Source organism: Variovorax paradoxus (genome assembly GCA_016806145.1).
GTDB lineage: Bacteria > Pseudomonadota > Gammaproteobacteria > Burkholderiales > Burkholderiaceae_C > Variovorax.
In genome coordinates this window covers 310,446-328,216 of sequence record CP063166.1, presented here as the reverse complement: position 1 = coordinate 328,216, position 17,771 = coordinate 310,446, and the positions used below count along the sequence as shown (strand labels likewise).

Sequence of the window (17,771 nt, the reverse complement as noted above, 5' to 3'; positions counted from 1 at the left end):
CAGAAGGACAGCCAAAGAAAAATCAGAAGTCTGCTTCTGCGACTTTCGCGTTCCTTGGCTTCCTTCTGCGTTCGGCTGTCCGATCCCGTTTTCAAGCCACCAGGTAGGTCTGTGCCAGCCGCACCCAGCAGGCCGCGCCCAGCGGCAACACCTCGTCGTTGAAGTCGTAGCCGGGGTTGTGCACCATGCAGCCGCCGAACTCGCCTTCGCCGTTGCCCAGCAGCACGTAGCAGCCGGGCAGCTCGGCCAGCATCCAGGCGAAGTCCTCGCTGCCCGCGAAGCCGCGCGGCACCGTGGCCGCCACCTTGTCCGCGCCCACCAGCGCGGCGCACACCTCGGTCATCAGCCGGCTCTCGGCCTCGGTGTTGACCACCGGCGGCACCAGCGGCCGGTAATCGATGCTGGCCTCCACTCCATGCGCCTGCGCGGTCAGCGCGACGATCTCGCGGATGCGCGACTCGACCAGCGCGCGCGTCTCGGGCCGGGCCGCGCGCACGTTGAGCCCGAGCGCGACCGATTGCGGAATGACGTTGTGGGTCGCGCCGCCGCGGATGAAGCCGACCGACAGCACCGCCGTGTCGTCGGGCGCGACGTTGCGCGCCACCACGCTCTGCAGCGCGGTCACGGTGGCGGCGGCCGCCACCACCGGGTCCTGCGCGCGGTGCGGCATCGCACCATGGCCGCCCTTGCCCTGGATCGTCACGTCGGCCACGTCGGACGAGAGCGTGACCGGCCCCGCTTGCACGATAAAGCTGCCGGCCGGCACGCCGGGCGCGTTGTGCAGCGCATAGACGGCGTCGCAGGGAAAGCGCTCGAACAGGCCGTCCGCGATCATCGCGCGCGCGCCGCAGAGGTTCTCCTCGTCGGGCTGGAAGATCAGGTTCAGCGTGCCGTCGAAGTCACGGCTCTTGGCGAGTGCCTTCGCCGCCGCGAGCAGGATCGCCGTGTGGCCGTCGTGGCCGCAGGCATGCATGCGGCCGTGCTGCCGGCTCGCATAGGGCAGGCCCGTGGCCTCGACGATCGGCAGCGCGTCCATGTCGGCGCGGATGCCCAGGCGCCGCGTGCCGCTGCCGAGCCTGAGCTGCCCCACCACGCCGGTCTTGCCGATGCCCGTGTGCACCTCGTAGCCCCATTCGCGCAGGAGCCGCGCGACCAGTTCGCTGGTCGCGCTCACCTCGAAGCCGAGTTCGGGCTCGGCATGGATCCGGCGCCGGATGTCGACGAAGGCCTCGGTGTCGATCTCGATCGGCGGCAGCAGGCGGGACAGGAGCTTGGTGGTCTGGAGGCTGAGTTCGCGGGTCATGGAAGGAAGTCGTTTCGCGGAAAAGGTGGGAGAGGAAGGCGGCGCTCAACCGACGCGCCGTTCGCGCAGGCTCAGCAGCGCGCCGATGCTCAGCACGCCGCAGGCCATCATGTAGAAGGCCGGCGAGAGCGGGTTGCCGGTCTGGGCCAGCAGCCAGGTCACGATGAACTGCGAGGAGCCGCCGAAGATCGTGACGCCCACGCTGTAGATCACCGAGATGCCGCTGGCGCGCACGCCGATCGGCAGCATCTCGAGCAGCATCAGGAACATCGGCGTGGTGCCGATGTTCACGCTCGCGGTCAGCAGCGCCGACAGGCACAGCACCAGCGGCACGCTCGGATGGTGGCTGATGAGCCAGAACACCGGGCCCACCGCGACCAGGCTGAACAGCAGCGAGCCGATCGCCAGCGGCTTGCGGCGCTCGAGCCGGTCGGCCAGCCGGCCCGCCACCAGCGACACCACGAACAGCGTGATGCCGGTGACGCAGCCCGACAGCAGCGACAGCGAGGGCGGCATCTTGAGCACGCGGATCATGTAGGTGGGCATGAAGAACACCACCAGGTACATGGTGGCCGTGCCCGCGGTGGTCGCGAGGATGCCCTTGAACACGGTGCCGCCATGGGCGCGCAGCAGCCGGCCGATCGGGCTCGACTCATGGCTCTCGGCCTGGTGCGTTTCCTCGAGGTGCGAGCGGATGTACAGGCCCACCGGCGCGATCAGCAGCCCCAGCAGGAAGGGCAGGCGCCAGCCCCAACTCTCGAGCGAGGCCTGCGGCAGCAGCGCATACAGCAGCGCGCCGGTGAGCGCGCCGGCCAGCGCCGACAGGCCCTGGCTCGCGAGCTGCCAGCTGACGCGGAAGCCGCGGCCCTTGACGCCGCCGGCCTCCATCAGCATCGAGGTCGCGGCGCCGACCTCGCCGCCGAGCGAGAAGCCCTGCAGCAGCCGGCCCGCGACGATCATCAGCGAGCCGAACACGCCGGCCGAGGCATAGGTGGGCGCGAGCGCGATGCACAGCGTGCCGGCCACCATCAGCGCGATGGTCAGCGTCATCGCGGCCTTGCGGCCCTTGCGGTCGGCGTAGTTGCCGATGATCACGCCGCCCAGCGGCCGCATCACGAAGCCGATGCCGAAGGTCGCGACCGCGAGCAGCAGCGAACCGAAGGCGCTCTCGGAGGGAAAGAACAGCTTGCCGATCAGCAGCGCGAAGAAGCTGTAGACGGTGAAGTCGTACATCTCGAGCGCGTTGCCGATCGAGCAGGCGGCGATCAGCCGGAACTGGCTCTGGCCGCCCTTGGTGGCGGTGGCGGGCGGGGAAGAAGCCAGCACGGGGCTGGCAGGCAGGACGGCGGCTTCGCTCATTCGATCTCCACAGGGGCGTTGTTGTGCGGACGACGGATTCGCGAAGCGCGAACTTCATGCGGCGAATGGCGCCCCGAACCCGTGGCGGCGGAGTATTCAGGCAAAGCGCCGCGGCGAGGAATCACAAATTTTCATGCCGATAACCAAAAGGCATCCCCCGCAGAAGCGGGGCCGCGAAGCCATCGGTGGAACTACCGAGACGGCGCATTGCGCGCCTTTCGCGTGCGTGCGGCCTTCACAATGGCGCGTCGGCGCACCGCCGCCTCCAGAACAAGGACAACACCATGAAGCTCATTCGCCACTGCCTGTGCATGCTGGCCCTCGCGCCCTGCTGCATGATGGCCGCCTCGGCCCAGGGCACCAAGCCCGTCGTGCAGTTCATCGCCACCGGCGGCACCATCGCGATGAAGGTCGACCCCGTCACCAAGGGCGTGGTGCCCGCGATCTCGGGCGACGACCTGATGCAGACCGTGCCCGATGCCGGCAAGTACGCCACCATCGAGGTCAACAACTTCTCGGCCATGTCGGCCAACTACGTCGAGCCCAAGTGGTGGACGCGCCTGACCAAGGCCGTGGACGACGCGCTCGCGCGCCCCGAGGTGGCGGGCGTGGTGATCGCGCACGGCACCGACACCATGGAGGAGACGGCCTACTGGCTCGACCTCACGGTCAAGTCGAACAAGCCCGTGATCCTGATCGGCGCGCAGCGCAATGCCTCCTCGAGCGACTTCGACGGCCCGCGCAACCTGCTCAACGCGATCCGCATCGCCACCACGCCCGAGGCCGTGGGCCAGGGCGTGATGCTCTCGATGAACAACCAGATCAATGCCGCGCGCGCGGTGACCAAGACCCACACCGGCAACGTCGAGACCTTCAAGTCGGGCGACTTCGGCTTCATCGGCGAGGTCTGGGACGACAAGGTGGTGTTCTCGCGCACCGCGCTGCGCCGCCAGCACATCGACATCGGCAGCGCCGAGATGCCGCGCGTGGAGATCCTCGCGATGTTCGGCGGCGCCGACGGCTCGCTGCTGCGCTACGCGGTGGACCAGGGCGCGAAGGGCATCGTGGTGCAGGCCGTGGGCATGGGCAACATGAACGTCTCGATGTACGAGGCGGTGAAGTACGCGCTGTCGCGCGGCGTGCCGGTGGTGATCGCCACCCGCGTGCCGAACGGCCGCACCATGCCGCTGTACGGCTTCGTGGGCGGCGGCAAGACCACCTTCGACGCCGGCGCCGTGATGGCCGGCGACCTGAGCCCGCAGAAGGCGCGCCTGCTGCTGATGCTCAAGCTGCACCAGGGCGTGAGCGACAAGGCCGGCCTGCAGGCGGCCTTCGACCGCTGATGCCTGCCTCCACGCGATGAAGCTGCAGCAGTTGCGCGTGCTGCTCGCGGTAGCGCAGCACGGCAGCATCCACGAGGCGGCGCGCGGCCTGCACACGACCCAGCCGGCGCTGTCGAAGGCGATCGCCGAGCTCGAGCGCGAGCTCGGCGTGACGCTGATGTCGCGCTCCACGCGCGGCGTGAGCCTCACGCCCTACGGCGCGGCGCTGGTCAAGCGCGCCAGCGTGGTCGAGCAGGAGCTGCGCCATGCGCTCGAGGACATCGAGGCGATCCGCGGCCACGACGAGGCGCGGCTGGACATCGGCTTCACCGCGGTGGCCTCGAACGGCCCGCTGCCCGAGGCCATGGCCGCGTTCCGCCAGCGCTTTCCGAACGTGGCGCTGCGCGCCTTCGAGATGCGGCCGCAGCAGATGCTCGAGGGCCTGCGCGAGGGCCGGCTCGACCTCGGCCTGATCTCGACCTGCAGCGGGCCGGGCTCGAACGTGTTCCAGTGGGAGCCGCTGTTCTCGGTGGCGATGCACATCTCGGTGCGCGCCGGCCATCCGCTGCGCCGCGTGCGCAAGCTGCGGCCGCTGCTCGATGCCGACTGGCTGGTGCTCGACCCGGTCGACGATCCGTTCAGCCCGCTGGTCAGCACCATGCGCCTGCACGGGCTGGAGATGCCGCGGCGCATGGTGCAGAGCGCCTCGAACCTGCTGGGCCTGCAGCTCGCCACGCAGACCGACCTGGTCAGCATGTGGTCGGACGCGGTGTTCCACGGCGCCGGTCCGCTGCGGCTGAGCGGCGACGCGCTCGAGCGGCTGCCGATCACCGACGAGCTGCCCGACTTCGAGGTCTACCTGGTCTACCGCTCGGCCGACCTGATGACGCACGTGTGCACCGAGTTCGTGAAGGAGGCGCGCCACCATGCGCGCATCAATCCGCCGTGGCGCGCGCCGCGCGGCGCCTAGGCCGCGGGCGTCTCGGCCTCGTCGTCCTGCGCCGGCGGCCGCGTCAGCGTCCAGCTCTGCAGCCGGCCGCCGTTGAACACCGTGTCGACGTACGAGCCGCCGGCATCGGTCCAGCGGTAGTGCTCGGGCTGCTGGTCCTGCGGCGAGCGCAGTTCGCCGAGCGCGCGCGTCATCGCGACCACGTGCATCAGCGTCACGCCCGGCTTGAGCTTGGCGTTGAGCATCACCGAGCTGGCCACCGTGCCCACGGGCCGGTCGGCCGCGCGCTTGAGCACCTGCATCACGCGGTTGAAATGCATCAGCAGGAACATCACGATCGCGCCGGCCGCCAGGGCCACGCCGCCCCAGCCATAGCTGCGCCAGGCCACGCCGAGCACGACGAGCGCCCCCACGGGCACGAGAAACTTCTGGAAATTCATGGCCCGCATTGTCGCCGCGCCGGCGCGGCGGGGTAGCCGACCTGGCTACCGCCGGGCGCATCTCGCGCTACCGGGCCACAAAGCCGCGCGCGCCGCGGGCCATCGCGGGCACATTTCGCCGCACGGGCATCGGCCCGGGCCCCGCGGACACCGCAGATGAACATTCCACGCTCCGTCACCTTCGTCCGGCTCAGCCTCGCCGCCCTGCGCGGCACCGGCGAAACCCGGCGCGAACCAGGTGGCCGCGGCGGCCCACGTTGTCAGGGAGAGGCCGTCGGCGACGGCCGGAACGCGATGAACCCGGCCCCGTCGCCCGGCGGCCAATGCCGGCGCGACGGCGGACCGGCGTTCACGCCGCGCATCGACGCACGAATCAGGGGGTAGGAGGGCAGGGAGCCCGCCCGGCGCGCCGCCACCGATGCGCCGGGCGTTTTTTCAACGGGCCATGACGGCCCGTTTTTTTTGGGCGCTCACTCGAGCTCGCGCACCACGTCCATCGCCTCCTCGATGCGGTCCACCGCGTGGATCGTCAGGCCCTCGATGTCCTTCGTGCCCTTGCGCGGCGCATTGGCCCTGGGCACCACCGCGATGCTGTAGCCCAGCTTGGCGGCCTCGCGCAGCCGCTCCTGGCCGCGCGGCGCGGGCCGCACCTCGCCCGCCAAGCCCACTTCGCCGAAGGCGATGAAGCCCTTGGGCAGCGGCTTGCCGCGCAGGCTCGAGGTGATGGCCAGCATCACCGCGAGGTCGGCCGCCGGTTCGCTGATGCGCACGCCGCCGACCGCGTTGACGAACACGTCCTGGTCCATGCAGGCCACGCCCGCATGGCGGTGCAGCACCGCCAGCAGCATCGCGAGCCGGTCGCGGTCCAGGCCCACCGACAGCCGGCGCGGGCTCGGCCCGCCGTCGTCGACCAGCGCCTGGATCTCGACCAGCATCGGCCGCGTGCCCTCGAGCGTGACCAGCACTACGCTGCCGGGCACCGGCTCGGTGTGCTGGCTCAGGAAGATCGCGCTCGGGTTGGCCACGCCCTTGAGGCCGCGCTCGGTCATCGCGAACACGCCGATCTCGTTGACCGCGCCGAAGCGGTTCTTGATCGCGCGCACCAGACGGAAGCTCGAGTGCGTGTCGCCCTCGAAGTACAGCACCGTGTCGACCATGTGCTCGAGCACGCGCGGCCCCGCGAGCGCGCCCTCCTTCGTGACGTGGCCCACCAGCACCACGGCCGTGCCGCTGGTCTTGGCGAAGCGCGTGAGGTGCGCCGCGCATTCGCGTACCTGCGCCACCGAGCCCGGTGCCGAGGTGAGCTGGTCGGAGTAGACAGTCTGGATCGAGTCGATCACCGCGATGGCCGGGCGCGTGGCGTCGAGCGTGGCAATGATTTTCTCGAGCTGGATCTCGGCCAGCACCTGCACCTGCGAGTGGTCCAGGCCCAGCCGCTTGGAGCGCAGCGCCACCTGCGCGCCGCTCTCCTCGCCCGTGACGTAGAGCGCGTTCTGCCCCGCGCGCTGCAGCGCATCGACCGCCTGCAGCAGCAGGGTCGACTTGCCGATGCCCGGGTCGCCGCCGATCAGCGTGACGCCGCCGGCCACCACGCCGCCGCCGAGCACGCGGTCGAGCTCGTCGAGGCCGGTGGGCGTGCGCGCGACGTCGCTGGCCTCGATCTCCGAGAGCACCGCGAGTTCGGAGGCCCCGGCGAGCGACGCGAACTGCGTGCCGAAGCGGTTGTTGGCCGGGGCGTTCGCGCTGCCGGCCGCTTGTTCGATCAGTGTGTTCCAGGCGCCGCAGCTCGGGCACTTGCCGAGCCACTTGGCGCTGGTGCCGCCGCATTCGCTGCAGACGTAGATGGATTTGTCCTTGGCCATGGCCGGGAGTTTAGGGCGTGGCCCCGCGCCACCGCGGCGCGGGGACGCCCGTTCAGCACACGCGGTTGACCAGCGCGCCCACGTCGCCCGCGGCCAGGGCCGCCGCGTTGTCGAGCAGCATCGGCAGCACCTGCCGCGCATAGACGTCGCTGAGGCCGCCGATGTGCGGCGTGGCGATCACGTTCGGCAGCCGGCGCAGCGGATGATCGGCCGCGAGCGGCTCGGTCTCGTAGACGTCGAGCCCCGCGCCGGCGATGGTCCCGTTCTCGAGCGCCGCGAGCAGCGCGTGCTCGTCGACCACGCCGCCGCGCGAGAGGTTGACGAGGAAGGCATGCGCCGGCATCGCCGCGAGCACCGGCGCATCGATCAGGTGATGGGTGCGCGCATCGTGCGCGGTCAGCACCACCACGAAGTCGGCCTGCGCCACCACCTGCGGCAGCCGCTCGCGCCCCTGCACGTCATCGAAGCCGTCGATAGGCGCGGGCGTGGCCGAGATGCCGCTGACCCGCATCCCCATCGCCTGGCAGCGCCGCGCCAGCTCGCGCGCGACGTGGCCGGTGCCGATGAGCACCGCGTGCCGGCGCCACAGCAGCGGCTGGGCCCATCGGTTCCAGGCGCCTTCGCGCTGGTCGCGCAGCATGCGCGGCAGGTCGCGCGCCAGCGCCATCATCATCAGCAGCGCGAGCTCGGACATCTGCGGCCCATGCACGCCGCGCGACGAGGTCACGAGCGTGCCGGGCCGCAGCGCGGGCGAGCCGGTGATGGTGTCGGTGCCCGAGGTCAGCGCATGGACCCAGCGCAGCGCGGGCCCGGCCGCGAGCATCGCGTCGTCGACCCACGGGCCCGAGACCACCAGCGCCTCGACCTCGGCCAGCAGGCGCAGCGCCTCGGCGCGCTCGGTGGTGGCGTGCACTTCCAGCGCCGGGCAACGCGCGCGCAGGGCCTGCGCATAGAACCCGGCCTCGCCGTTGAAGACCAGCAGCGAGCGCAGCGGCGGCGCCGTCATTCGAGCTTGATGCCGGCGGCCTGGATCACGGCGCGCCACTTGGCATTCTCCGAGGCGATGAACTCGGTGAAGCGGGCCTGCGAGGACGGCGCGGGCTCGACGCCGATGAGTGCCAGCTTGGCGCGCACGGCCGGATCGGCGATGACCTTGTTGAGCTCGAGCGCCAGCCGGTCGACGATGGGCTGCGGCGTGCCCTTGGGCACGGCCAGGCCGGCCCAGGTGTCGAAGTCGATCTCGCCCACGCCCGCCTCGGCCAGGGTCGGTGCGTCGGGATAGAGCGACGAGCGCGTCTTGCCCGCGGTCGCGATGATCTTCGCGCGGCCGCCCTGCACGTGCGGCAACGCGGCCGGCAGGTCGGCGAACATGAACGACACGCGGCCGGTGGCGACCTCGGGCGCGGCCTGCACCATGGCCTTGAACGGCACCGCCGTCATGTCGGCCTTGAGCTGCCGCTTCATCAGCTCCGAGCCCAGGTGGCCGCCGCTGCCGCTGCCGCCGATCGCGAACAGCAGCGGCTGGCTGCGCGCCGCCGCGAGGAACTTGGGCATGGTGTCGAGCGGCCCGCCGGCCTCGACCATCAGGAACAGCGGGAAGTGCACCAGCTGCGTCACCGGCGTGAGCGCGTCGCTCGCATAGGGCAGCTTGTCGTAGAGGTTCGGGATCACGGCCATGGTCGACAGCGCCGCGAAGAACACGGTGTAGCCATCGGGCGCGGCAGCGGCGGCGGCCGCCGCGCCGATCACCGTGTTGCCGCCGGGCCGGTTGTCGATCACGATCGGCTGGCCCAGCGCCACCGAGAGCTTCTCGGCAATGATGCGCGAGCTCTGATCGGTGCCGCCGCCGGGCGTGTAGGGCACCACCCAGCGGATCGGCTTGCTCGGCCAGGCGGTCTGCGCGCTCGCGGTCATGGACCCCGCGGCCAGTTGCAAGGCCACGGCGGCCATGCCCAGCAGCGCGGCCGCGCGGCGCGGCCATCCAACGGTCTTCTTCTTCGTCATCGTGTGTCTCCTGTCGTTCTCGGTGGGGCTGCAGGCTTCAGGTCGCGTACGACGGATCGATGCGGTCCAGCAACCGTCGCAGCGCCGGCCAGTCGTTGTCGCGCGCCGAGCGGCCCGGCCGGTCGAGCGCCTGCGCCACCTTCTCGGCGATCTCGTCGCTGCATTCGATGAGCTCGGCGCCGCCCGACTGCGCGCGCACCTGCGCCTCGCAGGCACGCTCGAGGTAGTAGAGGCGCTCGAAGGCCTCGCGGATGGTGTCGCCCGCGGCCAGCAGGCCGTGGTTGCGCAGGATCATCACGTTGTGCGGGCCGAGGTCGCGCACCAGCCGGTCCTGCTCGCTGAAGTCGAGCGCCACGCCTTCGTAGTCGTGATAGCCGATGCGGCGATGGAAGCGCATGGCGTGCTGCGACAGGTTGAGCAGCCCGCGCCGCTGCGCCGCCACCGCGATGCCGGCGGCGGTGTGGGTGTGCAGCACCGCATGCAGGTCGGGGCGCGCGCGGTGGATGCAGCTGTGGATCAGGAAGCCCGCGGGATTGATGCCGATGCCGGTCGGGTCGAACACCACCTCGCCGTCGATGTCGACCTTGACCAGGCAGGAGGCCGTGACCTCGTCGAACAGCACGCCGTAGGGGTTGATGAGGAAATGCGCCTGCGTGCCCGGCACCTTGGCCGTGAGGTGGGTGTAGATCTGGTCCGTCATGCGGTAGTAGCCGGCCAGCCTGAAGGCCGCCGCCAGATCGACGCGCTGCTGCCACTCCGCGTCGGACACGGCGGCGCGCGTGTGCGCGAATGAAAAGCCCGAGCCGTTCATCGAGTCTCCTGTTGTCGTTGGCGCCCTCCGGATGCAGGACATGGGCGCGATTGGAGCGGAGGACGCAGCGCGAGAGAATCGAAACTTATTTTGCAAGCGTCGAAATAAATTCATGAATCACGATGGCTCGATCCCCGGCACCAGCCTGCGCCAGCTGCGCGCCTTCGTGGAGGTCTATCGCTGGCGCAAGCTCAGCGCCGCGGCCGACCGGCTCTACCTCACGCACTCGGCCGTCAGCGTGCTGGTCCGCCAGCTCGAGGCCGCCACCGGCACCAGCCTGTTCGACCGCACCACGCGCTCGCTGAGCCCGACCGAGGCCGCGCACGAGATGCTGCCGATCGCGGAGCGCATCCTGCGCGACGTGCGCTCGCTCGAGACCGGATTCCGCGGCCAGGCCACGCCCAGCGGGCGCATCGGCATCGCGGTCACGCCGACCATCGCGCTGACGCTGGTGCCGCCGGTGATCCGGCATTTCAACGACCTGCATCCGGGCGTGCGCGTGCAGCTGGTCGACTGCGAGACCGAGCAGTTCGTGCCGCGCATCCTCTCGGAGCAGGTGGACTTCGGCATCGGCTCGCCCGACCAGGAGGTGGCGGCGCTGAGCCAGCGCACGCTGATCCACGACCACCTCGCGCTGGTGTGCCTGCCCAGCCATCCGCTGGCGCGGCGCCGCCAGGTGCGCTGGAGCGACCTCGCGGGCCATGCGCTGATCACGGTGAAGGCCGGCTACGGCATCCGCAATGCCATCGACCGCACCGCGCGCGCGGCCAACGTGGCGCTCGACATCCAGCAGGAGGTGTCGCTGTTGACCACCGCGCTCGCGATGAGCGCCTCGGGCCTGGGCGCGTCGATCGTGCCGGCCGAGCTGGTGGCGCAGTGCGGCTTCAAGGAGCTGGTGGCGCGCAAGATCCACGCGCCGGTGGTGACGCGCAACATCTCGGTGGTCGCCAAGCGCGACCGCACGCTCTCGGTGGCGGCCAAGACCTTCATCGAGACCATGCAGGCCTACCTGGCACGGCCGCGCGCCTGAAACCTCAGATCGCGAATTCGCCCGCCAGCAGGTCGGCGAAGGCCGCCGCGGCCGGCGATAGCGAGCGGCCCTGCCGCGTGACCACCGCGATGTTGCGCGCCACGGTCGGCCGGATCAGCCGGCGCGCGACCAGCCGCGAGGGATCGGCATGCGCGAGGATCGACGCCGGCAGCAGCGCCGGCCCGAGCCCGCCCGCGGCCATCGCGAGCGCGGTGGTCAACAGCGTCACCTCGTAGGCGATCTCGAGCCGCACGCCGGCCTCGGCGGCCGCGGCGTCGATGCTGTTGCGCACGCCGTAGCCCGGCTTGACCGTGATGAGCCGCAGCGCCGCGAGCTGGCGCCAGGTGATGCCCGCGGCGCCGCCGGGCAGCGGCAGGTCGCGGTCGGCGATCACCGCGAGGTGGTCGTGCACGAACACGCGCTCGTCCAGGCCCGGCGTGCGCGCCTGCAGGGTGCCGACGCCGAAATCGACCTGGCCGCTGAGCACGGTCTCGACGAACTGGCTCGGCGCGCAGTCGTCGATCGCCACCTTCACATCCGGATGCTGCTGCGTGTAGCGGCGCAGCGCGCGCGGCATCAGCGTCTGCGCGATGGTGGAGGTGACGGCGATGCGCAGGCGGCCGCGCCGCCCGGCCGCGAGCTCGGCCATGCCGCTGCCCAGCGCGTCGAGCTCGGCCAGCACGCGCTCGGCATGGCCGATGGCCTCGTCGGCCGCGGCGGTGCGGTGCAGGCTGCGCGTGGTGCGGTCGAACAGCCGCACGCCGAGCCGGTCCTCGAGCTCGCGCAGCAGCACGCTGACCGCCGGCTGGGTGAGCGACAGCGCCGCGGCGGCGCTCGACAGCTGGCCGCTGTGATAGACGGCCGCGAAGGCGCGCAGCTGGCGCACCGAGGGCAGGCCGCGCATTGATAAAGGCTTTTTATGAATGGCCATGAAAGTTTCACTTCTGTCGGATGGCACTTCGGCACTGTAATGGCCGCCGTCCACAACGAGAGACAAACGAACCCATGACAGAACCACTGCAGGCGCAGGTGCTGATCGTCGGCGGCGGGCCGGTCGGCCTCACGCTGGCCATCGACCTCGCGCAATGCGGCATCGACGTGCTGGTCACCGAGATCCGCCACCGCGGCGAGCCGCCGAACGTGAAGTGCAACCACGTGTCGGCGCGCTCGATGGAGATCTTCCGCCGGCTCGGCGTGGCGCAGGCACTGCGCGACGCGGGCCTGCCGGCCGACTATCCGAACGACGTGGCCTACCGCACCACGGTGACGGGCCCCGAGCTCTCGCGCATCCCGATCCCCGCGCGGCGCGAGCGCTACACCGCCACCGGCGGGCCCGACACCTGGTGGCCCACGGCCGAACCGCCGCACCGCATCAACCAGATCTTCCTCGAGCCGGTGCTGTTCGCACATGCCGAGGCGACGCCGGGCCTGCGCATCCGCAACCGCACGCGCATCGACGACTTCGAGCAGGACGACGAAGGCGTGTGGGCGACCGGCGTCGACCTCGACGACGGCAGCGCGGTGCGCATCCGCTGCAGCCACCTGATCGGCTGCGACGGCGGGCGCTCGACGGTGCGCAAGAAGATCGGCGCCAACCTGCGCGGCACCGACGTGGTGGGCCGCGTGCAGTCGACCTACTTCCGCGCGCCCGCGCTGCTGGGCCTGCTGAAGAACAAGCCGGCCTGGGCCACCTTCGCGCTCAATCCGCGGCGCTGCGGCAACGTCTATGCGATCGACGGGCGCGAGACCTGGCTGCTGCACAACTACCTGCTGGCCGACGAGACCGACTTCGAATCGATCGACCGCGACTGGGCGATCCGCCAGATCCTCGGCGTGGGCCCGGACTTCGAGTACGAGGTGATCTCGAAGGAGGACTGGATCGGCCGCCGCCTGGTGGCCGAGCGCTTCCGCGACCGCCGCGTCTTCATCTGCGGCGACGCCGCCCATCTGTGGATCCCGATGGCGGGCTACGGCATGAACGCCGGCATCGCCGACGCGATGAACCTGTCGTGGCTGCTCGCGGGCCACCTGCGCGGCTGGCTCGCCGAGGCCGCGCTCGGCGCGCACGAGGCCGAGCGCCAGCCGATCACCGAGCAGGTCTCGAAGTTCGCGATGAACCATGCGCTGGCCCTGCAGAAGCAGCGCGAGGGCGTGCCCGAGGGCATCGAGGCACCGGGCCCCGAGGGCGACGCGCTGCGCGCCGCGCGCGGCCAGGCGCTGTACGACCTCAACGTGCAGCAGTACTGCTGCGGCGGGCTGAACTTCGGCTACTTCTACGACGCCTCGCCGCTGATCGCCTACGACGGCGAGGCCGCGCCGGCCTACACCATGTACGACTTCAAGCCCTCCACCGTGCCCGGCTGCCGCGTTCCGCACCTGTGGCTGGCCGACGGCCGCTCGCTCTACGACGCGATGGCCGCGCTCGGCGAGGGCTACGTGCTGCTGCGGCGCGACCCGGCGCTCGATGTGGCACCGCTCGCGGCCGCCGCCGCCGCGCGCGGGCTGCCGCTGCGCGTGCTCGACATCGACGGCCCCGAGGCCGCCGCGCTCTACGACCGCGCGCTCGTGATCTCGCGCCCCGACCAGCACGTGGCCTGGCGCGGCGATGCCGTGCCGGCCGATCCCGAGGCGCTGGTCGACCTGCTGCGCGGCGCCACGCCAGCCGCTGCTTCCGAATCCAACGAAGAAAGAGAGACATCCGCATGAACCGCCGCCACGCCCTGCGCCAGCTCGGTGCCCTGTCCGCCGCCGCCTGCGCCGCCGGCCCGCTCGCCGCGCTGGCGCAGAACGACAAGCCCATCACCATCGTCGTGCCCTACGCGCCCGGCGGCACCACCGACATGCTCGGCCGGCTGATCGCGCAGCAGCTCGGCACGGCGCTCGGCCGCACCGTGATCGTCGACAACAAGCCCGGCGCGGGCACCGCCATCGGCGCCTCGCAGGTGGCGCGCTCGGCGCCCGACGGCTCGACCCTGCTGGTGGCCACCAGCACCACGCTCGCGATCAATCCCTGGCTCTACAAGAAGCTCTCGTACGACCCGGCGAAGGACTTCGCGCCCGTGGGCCTGATCGGCGCGGTGCCGCTGATGGTGGTGGTGCATCCCTCGGTGCCCGCGCGCACGCTGGCCGAACTGGTGGCGCTCGCCAAGTCCAGACCCGAGGGCCTGAGCTACGGCTCGGCCGGCAACGGCAGCCCGCAGCACCTGGGCGCCGAGATGTTCAAGTTCGCCACCGGCACCGCGATGACGCACGTGCCCTACAAGGGCAGCGCGCTCGCGCTCACCGACCTGCTCGGCGGCCAGCTGCAGCTGATGTTCACCGACATCGCGCCGGCGCTGCAGCACGTGCGCAGCGGCAAGCTGCGCGCGCTGGCCGTGACCTCGAAGAAGCGCCAGCCCACCTTCCCCGACGTGCCGACGGTGGCCGAGTCGCGGCTGCCGGGCACGGCCGATTTCGAGGCCGTGGCCTGGCAGAGCATCGTCGCGCCCGCGGGCACGCCGGCGCCGGTGGTCGAGCGGCTGAGCCAGGAGATCGCGAAGGTGATCGCCCAGCCCGCGCTGCGCCAGAAGCTCGAGAACGACGGCTTCGAGCCCGGCTCGAGCACGCCCGCGCAGCTCGCGGCCTACATCCGCAGCGAATCGGAGCGCTGGGGCCAGGTGATCCGCGCCTCGGGCGCGACCGTCGATTGACGCAAGCCACCCTGGCCCGCGCGGGCCAGGGTTATCCCGTAGCCGTGTTTTTTTGCCGATCATTTAACATGTTAAATAAATCGATCGACATGAGCACCGCCTTCACCCACCGCAACCTTCCGCGCCTGCTGCTGCAGGCACGCGAAGCCGTCATGGCCCACACCCGGCCCAGCCTGCGCGTGCATGCGCTGTCGGACCAGCAGTGGCGCGTGCTGCGCGTGCTCGGCGAACACGGCGCGGTCGAAACCGGCCGCGTGGCGCGCGAGGCCTTCATCCTCGGGCCCAGCCTCACGGGCGTGCTCGCACGCATGGAGCGCGACGACCTGATCACGCGCAGCCGCGACCCGGCCGACCAGCGCCGCACCGTGGTCGAGGCCACGCCGCGCGGCATGAAGCTGGTGACCAAGCTGTCCTCGAGCATCGAGGCGCACTACCAGTGGATGGAGCAATCCCTGGGCAAGGACAAGCTCGGCCAGCTCTACGAGCTGCTCGACGAACTGATCGCACTGGAACAGCCATGAGCCCCCCTTCTTCACCTTCACCTTCCCATTTCCTTCCCGCCGGCACCGTCTACGGCACGCTGCTCAACTTCCGCGCCGAGGTGGAGGCGCTCGCGCCGCAGATGAGCGCCCCGCCCTACAAGGCGCCGCCCAAGGCGCCGGTGCTCTACGTCAAGACCGCCAACACCTGGAGCCCGCATGGCGCCGCGATTCCGGTGCCGGCGAACGTGCCCGAGGTCGAGGTGGGCGCGAGCATCGGCATGGTGGTCGGCGCCGATGGCGACATCGAAGGCTTCGTGCCGATGAACGACCTGTCGGTGCCGCATGCGAGCTTCTTCCGCCCGCCGGTCAAGTTCAAATGCCTCGACGGCTTCCTCGGCATCGGCCCCGCGCTGCGCGACGCGCAGGAGGTGGACGATCCCGCGGCGTTCCGCGTCGAGGTGCGCATCAACGGCGAGCTTCAGCAGACGCTGGACTTCTCCACGCTGGTGCGCCCCGCGCGCCAGCTGCTGGCCGAGGTCGGCGAATTCATGACGCTGGCGCACGGCGACGTGCTGATGCTCGGCTGCGGCGCGGGCCGGCCGCTGGCACGCGTGGGCGACCGCATCGAGATCTCGGCGCCGGGCTTCGAGACGCTCACCAACACCCTGGTTGCAGAAGAGACGGGAGCCGCCGCATGAAGCACGCACGCATCCGCTACGAGAACGCCGTGCACGAGGCCGTCGAACACGACGGCGCGCTGCGGCTGGCCGATGGCCGCATGGTCGGCTTCGACGCCGTCGACTGGCTGCCGCCGCTCGCGCCCACGCCGCGCCCGCGCACCATCCTCGCGCTCGGCCTCAACTACGCCGACCATGCGAAGGAACTCGAGTTCAAGGCGCCCGAGGAGCCGCTGGTCTTCGTCAAGGGCCAGAGCGCGCTGATCGGCCATCGCCAGAAGACCTTCCGCCCGGCCGGCGTGCAGTTCATGCACTACGAGTGCGAGCTCGCGATCGTGATCGGCAAGACCGCGCGCCACGTGAAGCGCGACGATGCCTACGACTTCATCGGCGGCTACACCGTGGCCAACGACTACGCGATCCGCGACTACCTCGAGAACTGGTACCGCCCCAATCTGCGCGTGAAGAACCGCGACACCTGCACGCCGATCGGCCCCTGGCTGGTCGATGCGAAGGACGTGGCCGACCCGATGGCGCTCGCGCTGCGCACCACGGTCAACGGCCAGGTCACGCAGCAGGGCAACACGCGCGACATGATCTTCGACGCGCCCTTCCTGATCGAGTACTTCAGCCGCTTCATGACGCTGTCGCCCGGCGACCTGATCCTCACGGGCACGCCCGACGGCGTGGTCGACTGCCAGCCCGGCGACGAGGTCGTGACCGAGATCGAGGGTATCGGCGCGCTGGTCAACACCATCGCGGCGGCCTGATTTCCTTCCCCCGCGCGTCCGCACGGCGCGCTTTCCTTTTCCCTTCGTACACACAAGAGATCAGCGGAGACGACACGACATGATCACCGGCAAGAAGCTCCTCCAATCCGTGGCGGCCGCAACGATGGCACTGGCCGTCTCGGCCCTCGCCGTCGCGCAGACCGCCTATCCCGCCAAGCCGGTGCGCTGGGTGGTCGGCTATCCGGCCGGCGGCGGCACCGACTTCCTCGCACGCACCGTGGGCGCGCAGGTGTCGCAGCAGCTGGGCCAGCCGGTGCTGGTCGACAACCGGCCCGGCGCCGGCGCGATCATCGCGTCGGAGAACGTGGCGCGCTCGGCCGGCGACGGCTACACCGTGTTCTCGGCCGACAACGGCGTGCTGGTCTACAACCCCGCGCTCTACAAGAAGCTGCCCTACGACGCCGAGAAGGACTTCGCGCTGGTCGGCATGATGGGCCGCTCGCCGCTGATCATCACGGCCGCGCCCAATGCCGGCATTGCCGACGCGAAGGCGCTGCTGGCCGCGCTCAAGGCCTCGCCCGGCAAGTACAGCATCGCGACGCCGGGCACCGGCAGTCCGCACCACCTCGCCTACGAACTGTTCCAGCGCGAAGCCGGCGTGTCGATGCTGCACGTGCCCTACAAGGGCGGCGCGCCCGCGCTGCAGGACCTGATGGGCGGCCAGGTCGCGCTGATGATGCTCGACCTGCCCAGCGGCGTGAGCGCGGTCAAGGCCGGCAAGGTGGTGCCGCTGCTCGCCATGTCGGCCGAGCGCGTGCCGCAGCTGCCGAACATTCCCACCGCCAGGGAGCTGGGCTTCGCCAACGTCGAGGCCTACACCTGGCAGGGCCTGGTCGCGCCCGCGGCCACGCCGAAGGAAGTGCAGGCCAAGCTCGGCACCGAGCTGCAGAAGGCCATGGCCGATGCCGGCGTGCGCCAGAAGCTCTACGACGCCGGCTGGGAGGCCCGCCCCGCCGACGCCACCGAAATGACGCGCTACACCGATGCGGAGCGCAAGAAATGGCATGCCTTGATCAAGGCACGCGACATCAAACTGGACTGAACCGGATTCC

Annotated in this window: 18 protein-coding genes; 10 read left to right on the top strand and 8 right to left on the bottom strand. The window is 70.7% G+C overall.

Features of this window, described 5'->3' with window-relative positions; all coding sequences use genetic code 11:
• Window positions 1-91 precede the first annotated feature (91 nt).
• Together INQ48_01550 and INQ48_01545 are read right to left on the bottom strand one after the other, a co-directional pair.
• Window positions 92-1,303: an amidohydrolase gene (locus INQ48_01550; GenBank protein ID QRF57980.1), complete on the bottom strand. Its 1,212-nt coding sequence runs from the start codon at window positions 1,301-1,303 to the stop codon at window positions 92-94.
• A 45-nt stretch (window positions 1,304-1,348) separates the two neighbouring features.
• On the bottom strand, window positions 1,349-2,662 hold the full coding sequence (locus INQ48_01545) for an MFS transporter (GenBank protein QRF57979.1): 1,314 nt from the start codon (window positions 2,660-2,662) through the stop codon (window positions 1,349-1,351).
• 284 nt (window positions 2,663-2,946) lie between these two features.
• Between INQ48_01545 and INQ48_01540 the strand changes: the two genes are divergently transcribed.
• Both INQ48_01540 and INQ48_01535 read left to right on the top strand, forming a co-directional pair.
• Window positions 2,947-4,005, top strand: a complete 1,059-nt coding sequence (locus INQ48_01540; protein ID QRF57978.1) for an asparaginase — start codon at window positions 2,947-2,949, stop codon at window positions 4,003-4,005.
• Between the two features lie 16 nt (window positions 4,006-4,021).
• Complete coding sequence (locus INQ48_01535) at window positions 4,022-4,954, top strand: LysR family transcriptional regulator (GenBank protein ID QRF57977.1); 933 nt, start codon at window positions 4,022-4,024, stop codon at window positions 4,952-4,954.
• On the opposite strand, the gene INQ48_01530 is transcribed toward INQ48_01535, so the two are convergent.
• On the bottom strand, window positions 4,951-5,382 hold the full coding sequence (locus tag INQ48_01530) for a glycerate kinase (protein ID QRF57976.1): 432 nt from the start codon (window positions 5,380-5,382) through the stop codon (window positions 4,951-4,953). The two genes, INQ48_01535 and INQ48_01530, sit on opposite strands and share 4 nt — an antisense overlap.
• 147 nt (window positions 5,383-5,529) lie before the next feature.
• On the opposite strand from INQ48_01530, the gene INQ48_01525 reads away from it, so the two are divergent.
• Window positions 5,530-5,757, top strand: a complete 228-nt coding sequence (locus INQ48_01525; protein ID QRF57975.1) for a hypothetical protein — start codon at window positions 5,530-5,532, stop codon at window positions 5,755-5,757.
• 86 nt (window positions 5,758-5,843) lie between these two features.
• Here the strand turns inward: INQ48_01525 and radA are convergent, their stop codons facing one another.
• The 4 genes from radA to INQ48_01505 are packed head-to-tail and all read right to left on the bottom strand — an operon-like array spanning window position 5,844 to window position 10,050.
• Window positions 5,844-7,235 carry a DNA repair protein RadA gene (gene radA, locus INQ48_01520; protein ID QRF57974.1) on the bottom strand — a complete coding sequence of 464 codons (1,392 nt, stop codon included), beginning with the start codon at window positions 7,233-7,235 and terminating at the stop codon, window positions 5,844-5,846.
• Between the two features lie 52 nt (window positions 7,236-7,287).
• Window positions 7,288-8,241: a D-2-hydroxyacid dehydrogenase gene (locus INQ48_01515; protein ID QRF57973.1), complete on the bottom strand. Its 954-nt coding sequence runs from the start codon at window positions 8,239-8,241 to the stop codon at window positions 7,288-7,290.
• Window positions 8,238-9,239 (bottom strand): tripartite tricarboxylate transporter substrate binding protein, encoded by a 1,002-nt coding sequence (locus INQ48_01510; GenBank protein ID QRF57972.1) that lies wholly within the window; start codon window positions 9,237-9,239, stop codon window positions 8,238-8,240. The genes INQ48_01515 and INQ48_01510 overlap by 4 nt, the downstream gene beginning before the upstream one ends.
• A 37-nt stretch (window positions 9,240-9,276) precedes the next feature.
• A complete protein-coding gene (locus INQ48_01505) occupies window positions 9,277-10,050 on the bottom strand; it encodes a class II aldolase/adducin family protein (protein ID QRF57971.1) in 774 nt (257 codons plus the stop codon).
• A 112-nt stretch (window positions 10,051-10,162) separates the two neighbouring features.
• On the opposite strand from INQ48_01505, the gene INQ48_01500 reads away from it, so the two are divergent.
• Window positions 10,163-11,080, top strand: coding sequence for a LysR family transcriptional regulator (locus INQ48_01500; protein ID QRF57970.1), 918 nt, complete (start codon window positions 10,163-10,165; stop codon window positions 11,078-11,080).
• A 4-nt stretch (window positions 11,081-11,084) separates the two neighbouring features.
• Here INQ48_01500 and INQ48_01495 read toward each other — a convergent pair whose 3' ends face one another.
• The gene (locus tag INQ48_01495) at window positions 11,085-12,011 is read right to left on the bottom strand and encodes a LysR family transcriptional regulator (protein ID QRF57969.1); all 927 of its coding nucleotides are present in this window, start codon (window positions 12,009-12,011) and stop codon (window positions 11,085-11,087) included.
• A 74-nt stretch (window positions 12,012-12,085) separates the two neighbouring features.
• Between INQ48_01495 and INQ48_01490 the strand changes: the two genes are divergently transcribed.
• From INQ48_01490 to INQ48_01465, 6 genes are all read left to right on the top strand, one after another.
• The gene (locus INQ48_01490; protein ID QRF57968.1) at window positions 12,086-13,786 is read left to right on the top strand and encodes an FAD-dependent oxidoreductase; all 1,701 of its coding nucleotides are present in this window, start codon (window positions 12,086-12,088) and stop codon (window positions 13,784-13,786) included.
• Window positions 13,783-14,769, top strand: coding sequence for a tripartite tricarboxylate transporter substrate binding protein (locus INQ48_01485; protein QRF57967.1), 987 nt, complete (start codon window positions 13,783-13,785; stop codon window positions 14,767-14,769). The genes INQ48_01490 and INQ48_01485 overlap by 4 nt, the downstream gene beginning before the upstream one ends.
• Window positions 14,770-14,858: 89 nt before the next feature.
• The gene (hpaR, locus tag INQ48_01480) at window positions 14,859-15,290 is read left to right on the top strand and encodes a homoprotocatechuate degradation operon regulator HpaR (protein QRF57966.1); all 432 of its coding nucleotides are present in this window, start codon (window positions 14,859-14,861) and stop codon (window positions 15,288-15,290) included.
• Entirely contained in the window at window positions 15,287-15,949 is a 663-nt protein-coding gene (locus INQ48_01475; GenBank protein QRF57965.1) for a fumarylacetoacetate hydrolase family protein, read from the top strand. The genes hpaR and INQ48_01475 overlap by 4 nt, the downstream gene beginning before the upstream one ends.
• Window positions 15,946-16,698 carry a fumarylacetoacetate hydrolase family protein gene (locus INQ48_01470; protein ID QRF57964.1) on the top strand — a complete coding sequence of 251 codons (753 nt, stop codon included), beginning with the start codon at window positions 15,946-15,948 and terminating at the stop codon, window positions 16,696-16,698. Before INQ48_01475 ends, INQ48_01470 begins: the two co-directional genes overlap by 4 nt.
• Before the next feature lie 79 nt (window positions 16,699-16,777).
• Window positions 16,778-17,761, top strand: a complete 984-nt coding sequence (locus tag INQ48_01465; GenBank protein ID QRF57963.1) for a tripartite tricarboxylate transporter substrate binding protein — start codon at window positions 16,778-16,780, stop codon at window positions 17,759-17,761.
• Window positions 17,762-17,771: the final 10 nt, after the last annotated feature.

Bases quoted from the DNA above. Each gene is read 5' to 3' on its own strand.
- INQ48_01550 (QRF57980.1), bottom strand. From the start codon at position 1,303: ATGACCCGCGAACTCAGCCTCCAGACCACCAAGCTCCTGTCCCGCCTG.
- INQ48_01545 (QRF57979.1), bottom strand. From the start codon at position 2,662: ATGAGCGAAGCCGCCGTCCTGCCTGCCAGCCCCGTGCTGGCTTCTTCC.
- INQ48_01540 (QRF57978.1), top strand. From the start codon at position 2,947: ATGAAGCTCATTCGCCACTGCCTGTGCATGCTGGCCCTCGCGCCCTGC.
- INQ48_01535 (QRF57977.1), top strand. From the start codon at position 4,022: ATGAAGCTGCAGCAGTTGCGCGTGCTGCTCGCGGTAGCGCAGCACGGC.
- INQ48_01530 (QRF57976.1), bottom strand. From the start codon at position 5,382: ATGCGGGCCATGAATTTCCAGAAGTTTCTCGTGCCCGTGGGGGCGCTC.
- INQ48_01525 (QRF57975.1), top strand. From the start codon at position 5,530: ATGAACATTCCACGCTCCGTCACCTTCGTCCGGCTCAGCCTCGCCGCC.
- radA (QRF57974.1), bottom strand. From the start codon at position 7,235: ATGGCCAAGGACAAATCCATCTACGTCTGCAGCGAATGCGGCGGCACC.
- INQ48_01515 (QRF57973.1), bottom strand. From the start codon at position 8,241: ATGACGGCGCCGCCGCTGCGCTCGCTGCTGGTCTTCAACGGCGAGGCC.
- INQ48_01510 (QRF57972.1), bottom strand. From the start codon at position 9,239: ATGACGAAGAAGAAGACCGTTGGATGGCCGCGCCGCGCGGCCGCGCTG.
- INQ48_01505 (QRF57971.1), bottom strand. From the start codon at position 10,050: ATGAACGGCTCGGGCTTTTCATTCGCGCACACGCGCGCCGCCGTGTCC.
- INQ48_01500 (QRF57970.1), top strand. From the start codon at position 10,163: ATGAATCACGATGGCTCGATCCCCGGCACCAGCCTGCGCCAGCTGCGC.
- INQ48_01495 (QRF57969.1), bottom strand. From the start codon at position 12,011: ATGGCCATTCATAAAAAGCCTTTATCAATGCGCGGCCTGCCCTCGGTG.
- INQ48_01490 (QRF57968.1), top strand. From the start codon at position 12,086: ATGACAGAACCACTGCAGGCGCAGGTGCTGATCGTCGGCGGCGGGCCG.
- INQ48_01485 (QRF57967.1), top strand. From the start codon at position 13,783: ATGAACCGCCGCCACGCCCTGCGCCAGCTCGGTGCCCTGTCCGCCGCC.
- hpaR (QRF57966.1), top strand. From the start codon at position 14,859: ATGAGCACCGCCTTCACCCACCGCAACCTTCCGCGCCTGCTGCTGCAG.
- INQ48_01475 (QRF57965.1), top strand. From the start codon at position 15,287: ATGAGCCCCCCTTCTTCACCTTCACCTTCCCATTTCCTTCCCGCCGGC.
- INQ48_01470 (QRF57964.1), top strand. From the start codon at position 15,946: ATGAAGCACGCACGCATCCGCTACGAGAACGCCGTGCACGAGGCCGTC.
- INQ48_01465 (QRF57963.1), top strand. From the start codon at position 16,778: ATGATCACCGGCAAGAAGCTCCTCCAATCCGTGGCGGCCGCAACGATG.